16 protein-coding genes are annotated in these 14,536 nt (G+C 69.0%); 13 read left to right on the top strand and 3 right to left on the bottom strand.

Going from position 1 to position 14,536, the window contains the following annotated elements; translation table 11 throughout:
* Positions 1-12: 12 nt before the first annotated feature.
* Positions 13-915 (bottom strand): LysR family transcriptional regulator, encoded by a 903-nt coding sequence (locus BO221_RS14110; RefSeq protein WP_073560981.1) that lies wholly within the window; start codon positions 913-915, stop codon positions 13-15.
* A gap of 87 nt (positions 916-1,002) precedes the next feature.
* Between BO221_RS14110 and BO221_RS14105 the strand changes: the two genes are divergently transcribed.
* From BO221_RS14105 to BO221_RS14090, 4 genes are all read left to right on the top strand, one after another.
* Complete coding sequence (locus tag BO221_RS14105; protein WP_158079839.1) at positions 1,003-1,539, top strand: ferritin-like domain-containing protein; 537 nt, start codon at positions 1,003-1,005, stop codon at positions 1,537-1,539.
* A gap of 147 nt (positions 1,540-1,686) precedes the next feature.
* A complete protein-coding gene (locus tag BO221_RS14100) occupies positions 1,687-2,532 on the top strand; it encodes a hypothetical protein (RefSeq protein WP_073560979.1) in 846 nt (281 codons plus the stop codon).
* 116 nt (positions 2,533-2,648) lie between these two features.
* Positions 2,649-3,818, top strand: coding sequence for a fatty acid desaturase (locus BO221_RS14095; RefSeq protein WP_083681029.1), 1,170 nt, complete (start codon positions 2,649-2,651; stop codon positions 3,816-3,818).
* Between the two features lie 10 nt (positions 3,819-3,828).
* Entirely contained in the window at positions 3,829-4,128 is a 300-nt protein-coding gene (locus BO221_RS14090; RefSeq protein ID WP_073560977.1) for a hypothetical protein, read from the top strand.
* 22 nt (positions 4,129-4,150) lie between these two features.
* On the opposite strand, the gene BO221_RS14085 is transcribed toward BO221_RS14090, so the two are convergent.
* Positions 4,151-5,881, bottom strand: coding sequence for a putative ABC exporter domain-containing protein (locus BO221_RS14085; RefSeq protein WP_073560976.1), 1,731 nt, complete (start codon positions 5,879-5,881; stop codon positions 4,151-4,153).
* Positions 5,878-6,648, bottom strand: a complete 771-nt coding sequence (locus BO221_RS14080; RefSeq protein WP_369864986.1) for an ABC transporter ATP-binding protein — start codon at positions 6,646-6,648, stop codon at positions 5,878-5,880. Before BO221_RS14080 ends, BO221_RS14085 begins: the two co-directional genes overlap by 4 nt.
* Positions 6,649-6,755: 107 nt before the next feature.
* Here BO221_RS14080 and BO221_RS14075 point away from each other — a divergent pair, with 107 nt between their 5' ends.
* From BO221_RS14075 to BO221_RS14035, 9 genes are all read left to right on the top strand, one after another.
* Positions 6,756-8,192: a GuaB1 family IMP dehydrogenase-related protein gene (locus tag BO221_RS14075; protein ID WP_073560974.1), complete on the top strand. Its 1,437-nt coding sequence runs from the start codon at positions 6,756-6,758 to the stop codon at positions 8,190-8,192.
* A gap of 181 nt (positions 8,193-8,373) precedes the next feature.
* Entirely contained in the window at positions 8,374-9,168 is a 795-nt protein-coding gene (locus BO221_RS14070) for a TadE/TadG family type IV pilus assembly protein (protein WP_073560973.1), read from the top strand.
* Positions 9,147-10,670 (top strand): TadE/TadG family type IV pilus assembly protein, encoded by a 1,524-nt coding sequence (locus tag BO221_RS14065; protein WP_073560972.1) that lies wholly within the window; start codon positions 9,147-9,149, stop codon positions 10,668-10,670. The genes BO221_RS14070 and BO221_RS14065 overlap by 22 nt, the downstream gene beginning before the upstream one ends.
* Positions 10,667-11,782: a hypothetical protein gene (locus BO221_RS14060; protein ID WP_233165995.1), complete on the top strand. Its 1,116-nt coding sequence runs from the start codon at positions 10,667-10,669 to the stop codon at positions 11,780-11,782. The genes BO221_RS14065 and BO221_RS14060 overlap by 4 nt, the downstream gene beginning before the upstream one ends.
* Before the next feature lies 1 nt (position 11,783).
* Positions 11,784-12,665, top strand: a complete 882-nt coding sequence (locus BO221_RS14055) for a hypothetical protein (RefSeq protein ID WP_073560970.1) — start codon at positions 11,784-11,786, stop codon at positions 12,663-12,665.
* Positions 12,662-12,880 (top strand): hypothetical protein, encoded by a 219-nt coding sequence (locus BO221_RS14050; RefSeq protein WP_073560969.1) that lies wholly within the window; start codon positions 12,662-12,664, stop codon positions 12,878-12,880. The genes BO221_RS14055 and BO221_RS14050 overlap by 4 nt, the downstream gene beginning before the upstream one ends.
* A 5-nt stretch (positions 12,881-12,885) precedes the next feature.
* Positions 12,886-13,065 carry a hypothetical protein gene (locus tag BO221_RS14045; RefSeq protein ID WP_073561354.1) on the top strand — a complete coding sequence of 60 codons (180 nt, stop codon included), beginning with the start codon at positions 12,886-12,888 and terminating at the stop codon, positions 13,063-13,065.
* 9 nt (positions 13,066-13,074) lie between these two features.
* A complete protein-coding gene (locus BO221_RS14040) occupies positions 13,075-14,001 on the top strand; it encodes a hypothetical protein (RefSeq protein WP_073560968.1) in 927 nt (308 codons plus the stop codon).
* Positions 14,002-14,182: 181 nt separating this feature from the next.
* Positions 14,183-14,533, top strand: a complete 351-nt coding sequence (locus tag BO221_RS14035) for an HU family DNA-binding protein (protein WP_073560967.1) — start codon at positions 14,183-14,185, stop codon at positions 14,531-14,533.
* Positions 14,534-14,536: the final 3 nt, after the last annotated feature.

Genomic DNA, 14,536 nt, shown 5'->3' with positions numbered 1-14,536 from the left:
CGGCGTCCCGGCTCACTCCAGGGCGCGGGGCCTGCCCGTCTCCTCCTGAACGAGAGACACGAGCCGCTCCAGCGCCTCCGAGCGGGGCGCGTCGCGGCGCAGCAGCAGTCGGTACGTCACCTCGCCCAGCTCGGGGATGGGGCGGAGCACGGCGCCCCAGGTGGGCCGGCAGATGCCATTCACCACCGCGACGCCCAGGCCCGCCGCGGCGAACGCGAGCATGATCGGCCAGCCATCCGCCTCCACGGGCGGTGCCACGGGCACGCCGAGGCTCGCCACCGCGCGTCCGACGATGTCCCGCTGACGCTGTCCCTCGGGTGCGAGGATCAGCCGCTCTCCCGCGAGCTCCGTGAGCTTCACCGTGCGCTTCCTCGCCAGCGGATGGTGGGGCGCGAAGGCGGCGCACAGCGGCGCGCGCAGGAGATCCTTCGCCACCAGCCCTCGGGGGACGATGTCGAAGACGCCGACGGCCAGGTGCGCCTCGCCCGATTGGAGGGCCTCGCATGCCGAGGGCCCACCCCGGGTGAGGACGCGCAGGAGGGCCCGCTCGCTGGCGACGAAGCGGGACAGTGCCGGCCCCAGCAGGTAGAGGTACGCCCCCTCCCCCGCGGCGATCGTCACCGACTCCGCCGTCTGGCCCTGGAGCTCGCCCGTCAACCGGCCGGCGCGCGTGAGCATGTCTCGCGCGAAGGCGGCGATCCGCACCCCGGTGGGCGTCAGCTTCAGCGTGCGCCCCTCCTTCTCGTACAGCGGCGAGCCGACGTGATCCGCGAGCCGCTTCACCCGCTCGAACAGCGCGGGCTGCGAGAGCCCCACCTGCTTCGCGGCGCGGGAGAAGTTGCGCACCTCGGCGAAGGCCGCGAAGGCCCGGAGCAGCTCCCCATCGAGTATCGGCTGCGGCGATAGCTCATCCATTCTTCCGAGTTCCCTCCGATAGACGCGATCCGTACCGTTTTCGTGACCGGGAGGGAAATGGAAGCCCCGGCCAGGAGCGAGGACGCCATGCCAGCCACACGGACGAGTCAGCAGTGGTGGGAAGAGACGCGGAAGGAGCCAGCCCGGCTCGTGGCCTGGCTGCTCGACCAGTACCGGGGAGAGGCCACCGCGGCGGGGCGCATCGAGGGGCTGCGCGACACGTATGCCCAGGGGGACGCGAAGGCCCGGCGCATCCTCACCGTCATCGCCGCGCAGGAGCGCCAGCATGCCCGGTGGGTGGGTGATTTGCTGCGGGCCCGGGGCCTCGAGCCGGCCGTCCAGGACAAGGCCGAGCGCTACTGGGAACAACCGCTGGCGGCCATCCAGGACCTCGAGAGCGGCTGCGCCGTGGGAGCCCACGCGGAGCGCATGCGCCTGGAGCGCATCGAGGTCATCGCCTCGGACCCGGAGGCCCCCGAGGACGTGCGCGCGGTGTTCCGGCGCATCCTCCCCCAGGAGCGATTCCATGAGCGCGCCTTCCGAGCCCTCGCCGGAGCCACGGCCCTCGAGGCCACGCGGGGCGCACACGAGCTGGGGCGCACCGTCCTCGGCCTGTCACCCTGAAGGAGCGGCTCGCTGTCAGGTGCTCGACTCGGCCGGGCCGGAGTGTGCTCTGGAGCGCACGCACCGGCCCTTGGGGGTGGGTGTTCTCCCTGGCACGAGCTGCTGATCGTGCCGAGCCTTGGTTGGTTGCTCTCTCGTGGAGGCACCATGGGCACCCGGTCCGCGATTCTCGCTTCATCCACTCCTGGCGCGCCTGGAGCCCTGGCTCCGAGCACGGCGCCCGAGGTCATCGCCGGGAGGTGGACACCGCCCTTCCTGCTCGCGGGTCTCGTGAGCGCGGGCCTCGGGGTTCTGCGGAACCTGTGGTTGGCCGTGAAGTGCTTCGCGCGGGGGCTCGGGGGGCTCCTCACGGGCAGATTCTCCCCAGGCGGCCATGAGCTGCTCCGGGGGGTGTTGAAGCTCGTCCAGATTCCCCTGGACGTCCTGCTGAGCCTGGGCGGCCGGGTGCTGAGCGGCGTCCAGACGCTCCTCTTCATCGAGCCCGCGGGCAGCCGGCTCACGCCGAGGCAGATCGCCGAGCTGCGCAAGGTGTTCGGGGACGGCATCGACTACGAGCGGGTCCGCCTCAAGGTGGGCCGTCTCGGGCTGCTCTCGCTGGCCGGCCGCCCCTTCGTGCTCGGCCATACGCTCTACGTGCCCCGGGACATCCCCCGGAAGGACGCCGCCGCGCTCCAGCTCCCCATGCACCTGCTCATCCAGGAGATGGGCCACGTCTGGCAGTACCAGGCGGGGGGGACCGATTACGTCTGCGAGACGCTCTGGGGCCGGTGGTTCGGCGAGGGCTCGGACTGGCGCGCGGCACTGGACGCGGGCCGGAGCTGGGGTGAGTTGGACCCGGAGCAGCAGGTGCGGCTCCTCAAGGTGGCCTACGCCCGCTCCGGCTACTTCGAGGCCCCCCACCAGCGGTTCGTCGACGAGGACACGGGCGTGGACTACACCGGGCAGCTCGCGAGGGCCCTCGAGCAGCTCCGGACGAGGAAGGGAGCGCCCTGACGGCTCGCCTCCCCGCCCGGATTCCGGGCGAACCCATGAGGTTGTTGCTTCGGTTCCGCACCCTGCGATGCTAGGCGTCCCCCCCGGGCACGTCGCACCAGGAGCCAGCAGACCTCATGAATACGGCAGTCGCCATGCGCGTGGAGGAACCTCCGCGCTCCGCCTTCCCAGGCCTCGACATCGATGAAGAGGCCTTCGCGCGTGACCTGCAGAGCCTGCGCACGGAGATGGAATCCTCCCTCGGGCCCGAGGACCTCGCGCACTTCCGGAAGATCGAGCGCTGGGGCCGGGTGTGCTCGGCGCTCGGCTATGCCACGGCCTGGCTGGCGCCCAATCCCCTGTCGGCGCTGCTCATCGCGCAGGGCAACACGGCGCGCTGGACGATGATGGCGCACCACGTGACGCACCGGGGTTACGACCGGGTGCCCGGCATGCCCGAGCACCGTACCGGACGCGCGTTCGCCTCGGGGTGGCGCCGTTTCCTGGACTGGCCGGATTGGATCCACCCCGACGCGTGGCGGCACGAGCACAACGCGCTGCACCACGGACGCACGGGCGAGACGGCGGATCCGGACCTGGTGGAGGAGAACACCGGGTTCCTGCGGAGCTCCAGCATGCCGATGCTGGCGAAGTACGCGGTCGTGGCCTTCTTCGCCTGCACCTGGAAGCTGACGTACTACGCGCCCAACACCTTCCTGGAGTGGCGGCGGGCCGAGCGGCGGCGAGCGGGCGAGAAGGACGATGGAAGCAACATGCGCCTGATCACGGCCTTCAACCCGCTCACCGCGGACGGCCGGGCGTTCTGGTGGACGTGCATCCTGCCCTACGCGGGCCTGCGCTTCGTGCTGCTGCCCGCCCTGTTCGCGCCGCTCGGGGTGTGGGCGGTGCTCAGCGTGCTGGCCAACAGCGTGCTCGCCGAGCTGCTCACGAACATCCAGAGCTTCGTGCTGATCGCGCCCAACCACGCGGGGGATGACCTCTACCGGTTCCACGATCGCGCGAAGAACAACGCGGAGTTCTCCGTGCGGCAGGTGATCGGCTCGGTGAACTACGCCACCGGGAACGACGTGGTCGACTTCCTCCACGGCTGGCTGAACTACCAGATCGAGCACCACATCTGGCCCAGCCTGCCCATGAGCAAGTACCAGCAGGTACAGCCCCGGGTGAAGGCGCTCTGTGAGAAGCACGGCGTGCCCTATGTGCAGGAGAACGTCTTCCGCCGGGTGAAGAAGCTCGTGGACATCATGGTGGGACACAACTCGATGCGCACGGTGCCGACGCGATAGTGTCTCCGGCATGTCCGGCCCCCGACCGAAGACGTGTGCCGCATGCGGCCGCGGTATCGCCGCCAACGAGGTGTACTACCGCTTCTCGCTCGTCCTGCAGGGCGAGCAGGACGTGCTCGGCCCGTCCGGTGGGAGCAGCTCGGAGGACGAGCTCGCCGCGCTCGTGAAGCAGCTCGAGGAGAGTCAGGAGTCCGCCCAGGAGCTGGAGGAGCAGGTGCACTGGGAGCGCAGCGGTGTCGTGTGCTCGGCGTGCCGCTCGGTGGTGGTGCGCACGCTGTCCGCGCCCCCGGAGGCGGCCGGGCATCATTGAGGCATCGGCCCCGAAAGCCCCCTCACGCCGCCGTCCCGGTCCCCTCCGTCGACACATCGAGCCGATCGAAGGCGTGACCCAGGCCCACCACGCCGAGCGCCACCTCAGCCACGAGTACCGCCGCCGCCGTGGCCCCCGCGAAGGGCAGTGCCCACACGCCCAGGTCCAGGAGCAGGTTCAGGCCGAAACCCACCAGGGCCGCCAGCATCGCCGCGGGCAACATCCCCACCAGCAGCGCCACCAGGGTGCCCACCAGCGTCAGCAACCGCTGCCCGAGCGCCTCCAGGCCTCGCACCCGCTCGCCCTCGGGCTGCAGCCACGCCGGGAACAGCACCACCGCCGCGTTCTGCACGAACAACCCCCCGAGCGACACCGCCGGCAGCACCCACAGCGCCCCCAATCCCGCCGCCACCCACACCCCGGTGTGCGCGCCCCCCTGCCACACCGCCATCACCATCGCCAACAGGACGAGCCCCACCTGCGTCACCCCGAGCAGCAGCGCCGGCGCGGCGAGCTCCGCCTCCACCACCTGCCTCCCCGTGAGCGGCAACGCCCGGAGCTGCTCCAACCTCGGCAGGTCCATCCGCAGATCGTACCGCAGGGCGGACGGCCCGAAGACGCACAGCACCCCCGCGAGCCCCGCGCACAGCGGCGCCATGAACAGGCGCACGTTGTCGAGCGCCTCGGACATGCCCCGGCCCGAGGCCACCGCCGCCACCAACCCCCCCACCAGTCCCGCGGCGAGCAGCCGCCCCGCCCCGCCCAGCCGCCGCCCGGCGACGAGGTTCTTCCAGAGGATCGCCACCTCCGGCCGGCCCGTGGGCGCGAGCTGGAAGTACGCGGGACGCACCCGCAGCAACGTGGCCTGCCCCCCTTCCTGTGAGATCCGCTCCTGGAGCCGGGCGCGCTCCTCGGCCCGTACCACCGCCGCCTCCTCGAAGGGCACCGCCGCCCGCATCACCCACACGTAGTGCACGGCGAACAGGCCCAGTCCGAGCGGCAGCGTTCTCAGGAAGCTCCCCACGTCCGGCGCGAGCGGCAGGGCCACCAGCAACCGTCCCGGCCACAGGGCCGGCGAGTCCATCAACGAGGCCAGCAACGTCTGGAGCTGCCGGGGATGGTTCAGCTCCGTGGGCAACGGGTGCTCGCGCAGCACGGAGAGCGCCGCGATGATCATCAACGTGCTCACGGCGGTGAGGGAGACCCAGCGCAGCGCCCTCCCCGCGCTCCCGTACTGAGCGAGCCGTGTGCGCACGAAGGAAGCCGCCGTCACGTGCAGGTGCACCGTGGACAACGTCAACGTGGCGCCCAGGAAGAAGAGGATGGGCTGGCCGGACAGCATGCGGCTTCCGAAGACGGTGGCGACGAAGGCGCCCATGGCCGCGCCCACCAGGCCTCGGGCGAGCTTGTAGTGCAGCAACCCACGCCTCGACACGGGCGCGGGGAAGAACTGCTGCACCTCCGTCTCGTTGAAGGACAGCGAGGGCCGGTCCGGACCCAGCGCCCACGCGGAGAGCATGGTGAACAGCATCCCGCCCACGAGGAACAACTGGCTCACGAGCTGCGCCCCGGGCGGAGCCACGCCCCCCTGCCCCCGGTAGATCAACGGCCGCACGAACGCGGAGTACAGGTACAGCCCTCCCACCACCGCGCCCACCAGGTACTTCGGCTGGCGCAGGCGCTGCAACTGGCGCAGCACCCGGTTGCGCGCCGAGGCCAGCCAGAGGAACGTCACCGCACGTGGAAAGCTCACGGAACCTCCCGCTCCGGCCGCGGCTCGGACGGCGTGCTCGTGATCCGGATGAAGAGATCCTCCAGGGACGCCGCCGAACCGTCCGGCCCGCTGAGCTGCGCGCGGATGTCCGCCAGCGTCCCGAGCGCCACCGCGCGCCCCCCGGCGATGACGAGGATGCGGTGGCACAGCTCCTCCACCAGCGGCAGCAGGTGCGAGGAGAGCACCAGCGCCGTCCCCGCCTCCGCGCGCTGGCGCAACGAGGCCTTCATGCGGCGGATGGCCAGTGGATCCAACCCCGTGAGCGGCTCGTCGAGGATGATGAGCCGTGGCGAGTGCAGGAAGCCGCAGGCGATGGACAGCTTCTGCTTCATCCCCCGCGACAGCTCCCCGGGCAGGGCCTTCTCCTTGCCGGCCAGCTCCATCTCGTCCAGCAGCGCCCGCGCCCGCTCCTCCCAGTCCGCCACCCCGTACAGCCGGGCCACGAAGTTCAGGTGCTCCCACACGGTGAGGTACTCGAAGAGGCGCGGCTCGTCCGGGAGGAACGCCAGGGCGTGCTTGGCCCGCACCTGCTCGCTCGCCAGGTCATGCCCGGCCACCCTCACCCGTCCGCGGGAGGGAGGCAGGATGCCCGCCAGGCAGCGCAGCGTGGTCGTCTTCCCCGCCCCGTTGGGACCCACCAGCCCGAGCACCTCGCCGGGAGCGACCTGGAAGGTCAGCCCCTGCACGGCCCTCACATCGCCGTACGTCTTCTCCAACCCCTCCACATCCAGCACCGGCGCCCACATCCCGGCATCGCTCATGTACGACAAAATACGTGGCTCCCCGGGTGGATTCCAATCCATGGGGCATCCCCTGCCCACGAGCGCTAGGGTAGCCCCTCCTGGAGGATGTGATGCGCTTCCTCGATGACCAGAAACCCCCCTACGATCTCACCTATAACGATTGCTTCATGGTGCCGGGCCGCTCGGAGGTGGGCTCGCGGCTGGACGTGGACCTGACGCCGGCCGATGGCCTGGGCACCACCCTCCCCCTCGTCGTGTCCAACATGACGGCCGTCTCCGGCAAGCGCATGGCCGAGACGGTGGCGCGCCGCGGGGCCATCGCCGTGCTGCCCCAGGACATCCCGCTCGACATCGTCGAGAGCAACATCGCCTATGTGAAGTCGCGCCACACCGTCTACGAGACGCCCATCACCCTGCGGCCCGGCGACACCATCCAGCAGGCGCTCAACCTCATCCACAAGCGGGCCCACGGCGCCGTCATCGTCGTCAACGAGCAGGAGGAGCCCGTCGGCATCTTCACCGAGAACGATGCCGCCGGTTTCGACCGGTTCACCCAGTTGCAGCGGGTGATGTCCACCGAGCTCCTCACCATCGACGAGGGCACGCCGCTCGACACCATCTTCGATCGCCTCTCCAGCCGGCGGCTCACCTCCGCGCCGGTGGTCCGTGGGCGCCGGCTCATCGGCGTGGTGACGCGCAAGGGCGCGCTGCGCTCCACGCTCTACAAGCCGGCGCTGGACGCGAAGGGCAAGCTGCTGATCGCCACGGCCATCGGCATCAACGGCGACGTGAAGGGCAAGGCCGAGGCCCTGCTGCGCGCCGGGACGGACTTGCTCGTCATCGACGTGGCGCACGGCCACCAGCGCCGGATGCTCGAGGCGGTGGAGCTCGTCCGCTCCCTGGCTCCCTCGGTGCCCATCATGGCGGGCAACGTCGTCACCCGCGAGGGGACGCGCGACCTCATCTCGGCCGGTGCGGACCTGGTGAAGGTGGGCGTGGGGCCCGGGGCCATGTGCACCACGCGGATGATGACCGGGGTGGGCCGGCCGCAGTTCTCCGCGGTGCTCGACTGCTCCGAGGAGGCCCGGAAGCTGGGCAAGCAGGCCTGCGCGGACGGCGGAGTGCGGCACCCGCGTGACGTGGCGCTCGCGCTCGCGGCGGGCGCGGCCAACGTGATGATCGGCTCCTGGTTCGCGGGCACCTACGAGAGCCCGGCGGACGTGCTGCGCGACAGCGATGGCCGCTTCTACAAGGAGAACTTCGGCATGGCGTCCCAGCGCGCCGTGAAGGCCCGCACGCGCGGCGAGTCCCTCTTCGAGCGCGCCCGCAAGGAGCTCTTCGAGGAGGGCATCAGCACCTCGCGCATGTACCTGGACCCCGAGCACCCCGGGGTCGAGGACATCATCGATCAGATCATCGCGGGGGTGCGCAGCTCCTGCACCTACGCGGGCGCGCGCACGCTCGAGGAGCTCCACCAGCGGGCCGTGGTGGGCGTCCAGAGCCAGGCCGGCTACGAGGAGGGCCGTCCGGTCCGCACGAGCTGGTAGAATGCCCCTTCCCCTTGAGGGGCTCCGCGTTTTCCTATAATTTGGTAGGAAGCCGGACGCGGAGTGTGTCCTGGATTCCCTGAATCGGGGCCTGTTGCAGCAGGGGCAACAGGGGGCAACGTGGGGAATCGGTCCACTTGACGTATTTACGGGCAGCGAATGCTCGGGCAGATTCCCGAGCATGCGTGCGCCTCGTGGAAATCCGCACTCGGGCCGGGAGTCAGGACAAGTCGCGGTGGAATCCGCCATTGTCCTACCCCTCTTCGTCTTCCTCATTCTGGGCATCCTCCAACTGGGGTTGATGCACCAGGCCCGGCTGCTGACGAAGTACGCGGCCTACAAGGCGGTGCGAGCCGGCTCCTTGCACAGCGCGAACATGGAGAAGATGGAGCGCGCGGCCGTGGCCGTGCTGCTGCCCCTCATCAGCCAGGATCGCGGCGGCGGCGAGTACATCAAGAGCATCGGCAGCGCCTCGGACTTCGCCGCCAAGTGGAACTGGTCCGGGGTGAAGGACAACCAGATGCCGGACGCGAACCTCAAGTTCGCGAAGGTCACCATCTGCGGTCCGACGAAGGACGAGGTGGGCGGCGGCGGCAACAAGGAAATGGATTTCGACGATCCGGCGAACTCCACGGGCAGCTTCGACGAGTGGGAGCGGGGCCAGCGCACCAAGCTGCGCATCCAGGTGACGTTCAACTACCGGATGCCCATCCCCTTCGCCAACTGGGTCATCCATGCCTCGGCGCGCAACAAGGAAGTGCCCGAGGTGCTGCGCCTGGGCAAGAAGAAGGAGGGCGGCCTGAAGTCACTCGACAAGGGTGGGGGCGGAGGCTCGGATCCCTATGCCTCCGCGGCCTCCCGGGGCCTCTACATCTTTCCCATTCGCGCCACGTACACCATGCGGATGCAGTCCAACTTCTTCCTGAGCAGGAACGCCCTGCCCACGAGCAACCAATGCATCTTCGCCCACAAGTAAAGTCCCCCCGGCGCCGGCGCGGCCAGGCTCTGGTGCTCGCCGCCCTCTCCTTCCTGGTGCTGGCGCTCATGGTGGCGCTCAGCTTCAACCTCAGCCACGCGCTGCGCGAGAAGGTCAGCCTGCAGCAGCACAGCGACTCCATGGCCTACTCCATGGCCGTGATGGAGGCGCGCGCGCTCAACTACTACGCCGTCAGCAACCGCTCCATCGCCGCCACCTACGTGGCCATGAACAGCATGCACGCCTACATGGCGGCGGCCAGCGTCACCGGCGAGATGATGCGCAAGTCGCAGACCAACTACTACATCATCATGGCCATGGAGTTCGCCCAGTGCGGCTGCTGGTCGTGCTTCAAGCACTGCATCCACGGCCTCCAGGCGCTGAAGATCGCCGGCAAGTACGGCAAGGCCGGCAAGAACTACGACAACAAGGTCAAGGACCTGGACAAAAACTTCACCGATACGATGAAGGGCCTGGACCGGATGGTGGACTTCATCCACGCCTCGCAGGCGATGGTGCACACGCGCACCATGCAGGCGCTGCGTGACGGCAAGTCCTACGGGCTGAACAAGCTGACGGAGTACAACGCGCCTGGCGCCAGCACGCTGAACGCGTCGGTGGGCGGCATGAACGTCAACGAGTTCAACTGCTCGGTGGACGGCATGGCGGGCTGCACCGGCAGCGTGGGCAACTCGGACGCGAAGGCGCGCGCCAAGGTGATGACCGAGGTCGCCATGGCCTCGCGTTCCGACTGGCCCGCCAACCGGGGCCTGATGATGGACTACCCCGCCCACCTCCACCCCAGCTTCCTCGAGGAGCTGGGCAACGACATCCCCGGCGAGGGCATCAACTCCCCCCTGCCCTTCACGCACAAGGGCACGGCCAAGACGGGCACCGGCTCGGGTTCCGAGGGCAAGTCCATCTCCGCGAGCGAGCAGGGCCTGATGTTCAACCAGTGGAAGGACGGCATCGGCATCCCCCTGAGATACTCGGCGACGGTCACCAGCGAGGGCAACAATGGCTCGCACTCGCCGGGCGGCGCCCACACCGGCCAGCACCCCTTCGAGGGCGTCAACGCCAAGGCACTCACCTCGTGCACCGCGGGCGGCAACTGCTTCATGAAGTTCCGCGCCAACGACGACGCCGACCGCGACTTCGGCCAGCCGCGCACCTACAGCTACGTCACCAAGCAGTTCCGCGTGGGCAACAAGCCGAAGGCGCCCTGGGAGCTCAACAGCTCCGGCACCGTCAAGTTCTCCAACGGCGACACGAACGCCACCCTCAAGCTCGCCGCGGACGAGGGCGCGGGGCTCTCCAAGGCCATCGTGTACTACCACCGCCTCGGCGCGGGCGGCTGGCGCGAGCCCCCCAACCTCTTCGCTCCCTACTGGCGTGCCAAGCTCCACCCCTTCACGCAGCGGCAGGCCAGCGAGCTCCTCTCCGCCGCCGGCAACAGCGACGCGGCCCAACTCGTCACCAGTGCCCCGGGGTTGTCGCTATGAGCCAGATGCTTCCCGCCTACCGCCGCGCGGCCTCCCGCCGCGGTGCCGCCTCCGTGGAGACGGCCATCTGCATGCTGGTCATCATCCCGGTCTTCCTCTACTCGCTCTTCCTGGATGACCTGCTGCGCTACTCGCTGGACGTGCAGGAGGCCGCCATCTCCACGGTGTGGGATCTCACCGTGCAGGACTACAGCTCCAAGGGCGACCCCGGCACCGTGCAGCGCCACGCGCGCCTGATGTTCTGCGACCACGAGTCCGGCCTGGATCGCTACAACGCCACCACGGGCGACGGCAAGTACCGGGACTGCGAGGACAGGGATCACCACACCGCGGTCGCGGCGCACGTGTGCTGGCTCAACGACGACGCCGAGCAGGTGACGTGCGAGGGCCCCGACAAGTCGGTGGGCGACGTGGGCGCGGATGGCCTCTACAACAGCTATCACAGCGAGTTCACCAACGGCGGCATGTACCGGTGCCGGGCCAAGGCCGTCGTGGAGAACTATCTGCTGCCCAAGAAGTTCCTCCCCGAGTTCTCCGACGACGACGGCGAGGAGCACAACCTCACCAAGAAGCGCTGGACGGGCGACGTCCACGACAACTCGACCAAGGGCAAGGGAGGCTGGGAGGGAGATGCCTACTACATCAAGGAGCAGCACCTGGCCATCCTCACCGACACCTGGGCCCTCACCGACGCGGTGAACATCGAGCCGGGCCAGAAGGACACGGGCAACGCGCTCTACCAGCGTGTGGCCAACGTCTACCAGAACCCCCAGAATGTCGGCTTCACCGAGATGAACGCCCAGGCCTCCAACTTCTTCTCCACCGCGATGAACAACGACCTGCTCAGCCCGGCGCTGGTCGGCGGACTCGTGGCCCCCTGGCCGGGCAGCAGGGAGATCGGGGGAATTCTCAAGCCGGACGATCCGCGCCAGCCCAACATCTCCATCAAGGCGGCCAATGGCGCGCCCACCCAGACGATTGATCAGGGCTCGGAGGGCTCGGGCACCTACTTCAACTCCGAGTGGCGCGACTGGGACAACGATCGCACCCAGAAGACGTACGACAAGCGGGGCGCATACTACATGGGCTGCAAGAACCCGGAGGAGTGCTGAGGTGGCGGAGCCGCGGTCAGCGGTGCGAGCCCTGGCGCTGCTGTTCTCCGTGGCCATCGCCGGAGGTCTGATCGGCTTCGCCTGGGAACGGTTCGCGTACGTGCAGCCGGTGGATCCCATCGAGGACGTGACGACGGACGACATGCTCAGCGCTCCCGCGCCCGAGCCCGGCCGGCCGTCCCGCTCTCCCTGGGAGGAGGGCATCCTGCAGCGGGCGCTGTCGCACTTCCCGCCCTACCCTCGCGGCACCCGGCCCGAGGTGCTGGCGGCGGACTACCTGGGCGAGAAGTCGCCCATCGCGGTGGCATGGTTCACCACCCAGGACACACCGGATCAGGTGCTCTCGCACTACAGCGGCACCCTGGTGGACGCGGGGCTGCCGGCGCTGGGCCACCGCTACAACGAGAACGCGGGGTACGTGGGCTACTGGAGCCCCGCCTCCAAGGAGGTGCACCTGGTGTCGGCGCTGGCGCAGGGCGGCGAGACGACGGTGTTCGTGTCCTCGGGGCAGATGCAGCCCCTGCTGGAGGGCGGTCCCCAGCTGCCGCAGTGGATTCCCATGCACCCGGAGGCCGAGGACACCTCGGCGCTCAATTTCCAGCTTGAGGGAGCCACGCAGCACACCGTGTCGGCCCGGGTGCCGGAGAGCACCGTGCCGGAGGTGGAGGCGTTCTTCCGCGAGGACTTCCAGAAGCGGGGCTGGAGCGTGACCGAGCTCCACGCCCCTGACGAGGTGGGGACGGAGCTGGAGGTGCGCCGCGGGGCCATGTTCGGCCTGGTGATGCTGCGACGCCAGCTCCCCTCCTCGGAAGTGATGGTTCACATGTCGCTCACCGAGCGGCTGACGGCTCCCCGGGAGGGGAACACGGAGGAAACGCCATGACGAAGACCCCCTGGAACAAGGCCCCCTGGGCCCTGCTGGTCACCCTGCTCCTCACGCTCCCCGCTACGGCCTTCGCCAACAAGTGCGAGAAGGAGTGCAAGAAGGACGCGAAGCAGTGCCAGGACATCTGCAAGAAGTACGCGGGCTCGGGCGAGCAGAAGTGCACGCAGGCCTGTGTGGACGAGGAGAAGGAGTGCACCAAGGAGTGCAAGTGAGCCTCATGCGAAAGAATCTCCTGGCGCGCGCCCGGCGCGGTCAGTCCATGGTGGAGTACGTGGTCGTCTCCGCGGGCTTCCTCGGCTTCGGGGTGCTCGGCTGGCCCTTCCTCACCGGGCTGATCAACGCCCTGCACCGCTACTTCCAGTCCATCTACTACGTCATCCAATCGCCCGTACCCTAGAGGGACTCCATGCGTTCGACACGCACAGCCTCCTGCTTCCGGCGGCTCTCCCAGGCCACGCTCCTGTGCGTGGCCCTGTCGCTGCCCGCCACCGCGTCGGAGCCAGATGATCTGCCCGGCGTCACCACGCCCACCGCTCAGACACTCCGCAAGAAGGCGCCCGAGCTGCAGCGCAAGCTGATGGGCGTTCTGGACGGACTCAAGCAGACGCCCCAGCTGGCCGATCCTCGCGGCGTCAGCGTTCGCTCCGGCCTCGCCATCAAGTCCCATCCCGAGCTGGGGGTGACCACGGCCGAGGCGACGCTCCTGCTCCTGCCCATCCGCAAGAGTGATCGCGCCACCGTGGTGGACAAGAAGACCGGGCGCTACCATGGCGTGGGCGAAGGCAACGCGCTCGAGATCAAGGTGAACGATCTCGAGCGGCTGAAGATCAACACCATGCAGCCCGACGCCATCTTCTACGAGCCGCCCCAGGTCGGCACGCATCAGGGGCTCCCCATCTACCAGGTCGGCGGCGCCACCCCCATCCTGGTGCTCACCGCCAAGGACCGGCAGCTCTGGCGCCGCGTCACCGCCAAGGAGTACCTGGAGCGGATGATCCGCGACGGCGGCCCGGATGGTGAGGCGGCCAAGAAGCAGCTCGGCCAGCTGGCCCCGGGCGCGGGAGACAAGCCCGCGTGCGTGCCCACCCGGCGGGGAGAGAGCGTGGGCTCGTGCCAGGACAGTGAGCCCACCTACCTCGTCAAGCTGAACACCGGCTACTTCAACACCAAGAAGCCGGACGCCATCCAGCTGGTCACCGTCCGGTTGGGCACCTCCTCCCATATGCAGCCCAGCGAGAGCTACTTCCGGGAGCATCCGCTGGATCCGCTCACCCAGGCGGCCAAGGCCTACGACCAGTACGACTGGAAGCAGTTGGCGGCGCTCGTCGAGTAGCGCGGCCTCGTAGCCCCGGGGGGGATCTCTTCACCGCGATGGCAAAAGACCGGCTCGAAGGCCGGTTGATCGTCGGCCCGCCAGCGGATCCGCACCGCTGGAGCGTTTGATCCGTTGCCGAATTCTCGCTGAATAGATAAGGGCAGTTGCAGCTTCCTTCCTTTCCACAAGGAGAAACACGATGGCCGCGAAGACGAAGACCGCTACCGCGAAGAAGGCTGGCTCCTCCGACAGGGGCCCGACGAAGTCCGAGCTGCTGGTGTCCATCGCCGAGGAGACCGGGCTGAGCAAGAAGCAGGTGTCCTCCGTGTTCGACGCGCTCAGCGGCGCGATCCAGAAGAGCATGGGCAGCCGCGGTCCCGGCAAGTTCGTGGTGCCGGGCCTGATGAAGATGAAGGTCGTGAAGAAGCCGGCCACCAAGGCGCGCAAGGGCATCAACCCGTTCACCGGCCAGGAGACGACGTTCAAGGCCAAGCCGGCTCGCAAGGTCGTGAAGATCCAGGCCCTCAAGGCCCTGAAGGACATGCTCTAAGCC

Origin of the sequence: Archangium sp. Cb G35, assembly GCF_001896145.1 — a bacterium.
GTDB lineage: Bacteria > Myxococcota > Myxococcia > Myxococcales > Myxococcaceae > Archangium > Archangium violaceum.
This window is presented reverse-complemented; position numbering and strand designations above follow the sequence as displayed.

Bases quoted from the DNA above. Each gene is read 5' to 3' on its own strand.
- BO221_RS14045 (WP_073561354.1), top strand. From the start codon at position 12,886: ATGCGAAAGAATCTCCTGGCGCGCGCCCGGCGCGGTCAGTCCATGGTG.
- BO221_RS14095 (WP_083681029.1), top strand. From the start codon at position 2,649: ATGAATACGGCAGTCGCCATGCGCGTGGAGGAACCTCCGCGCTCCGCC.
- BO221_RS14100 (WP_073560979.1), top strand. From the start codon at position 1,687: ATGGGCACCCGGTCCGCGATTCTCGCTTCATCCACTCCTGGCGCGCCT.
- BO221_RS14075 (WP_073560974.1), top strand. From the start codon at position 6,756: ATGCGCTTCCTCGATGACCAGAAACCCCCCTACGATCTCACCTATAAC.
- BO221_RS14105 (WP_158079839.1), top strand. From the start codon at position 1,003: ATGCCAGCCACACGGACGAGTCAGCAGTGGTGGGAAGAGACGCGGAAG.
- BO221_RS14090 (WP_073560977.1), top strand. From the start codon at position 3,829: ATGTCCGGCCCCCGACCGAAGACGTGTGCCGCATGCGGCCGCGGTATC.
- BO221_RS14035 (WP_073560967.1), top strand. From the start codon at position 14,183: ATGGCCGCGAAGACGAAGACCGCTACCGCGAAGAAGGCTGGCTCCTCC.
- BO221_RS14110 (WP_073560981.1), bottom strand. From the start codon at position 915: ATGGATGAGCTATCGCCGCAGCCGATACTCGATGGGGAGCTGCTCCGG.
- BO221_RS14065 (WP_073560972.1), top strand. From the start codon at position 9,147: ATGCATCTTCGCCCACAAGTAAAGTCCCCCCGGCGCCGGCGCGGCCAG.
- BO221_RS14060 (WP_233165995.1), top strand. From the start codon at position 10,667: ATGAGCCAGATGCTTCCCGCCTACCGCCGCGCGGCCTCCCGCCGCGGT.
- BO221_RS14040 (WP_073560968.1), top strand. From the start codon at position 13,075: ATGCGTTCGACACGCACAGCCTCCTGCTTCCGGCGGCTCTCCCAGGCC.
- BO221_RS14050 (WP_073560969.1), top strand. From the start codon at position 12,662: ATGACGAAGACCCCCTGGAACAAGGCCCCCTGGGCCCTGCTGGTCACC.
- BO221_RS14080 (WP_369864986.1), bottom strand. From the start codon at position 6,648: ATGTGGGCGCCGGTGCTGGATGTGGAGGGGTTGGAGAAGACGTACGGC.
- BO221_RS14070 (WP_073560973.1), top strand. From the start codon at position 8,374: ATGCGTGCGCCTCGTGGAAATCCGCACTCGGGCCGGGAGTCAGGACAA.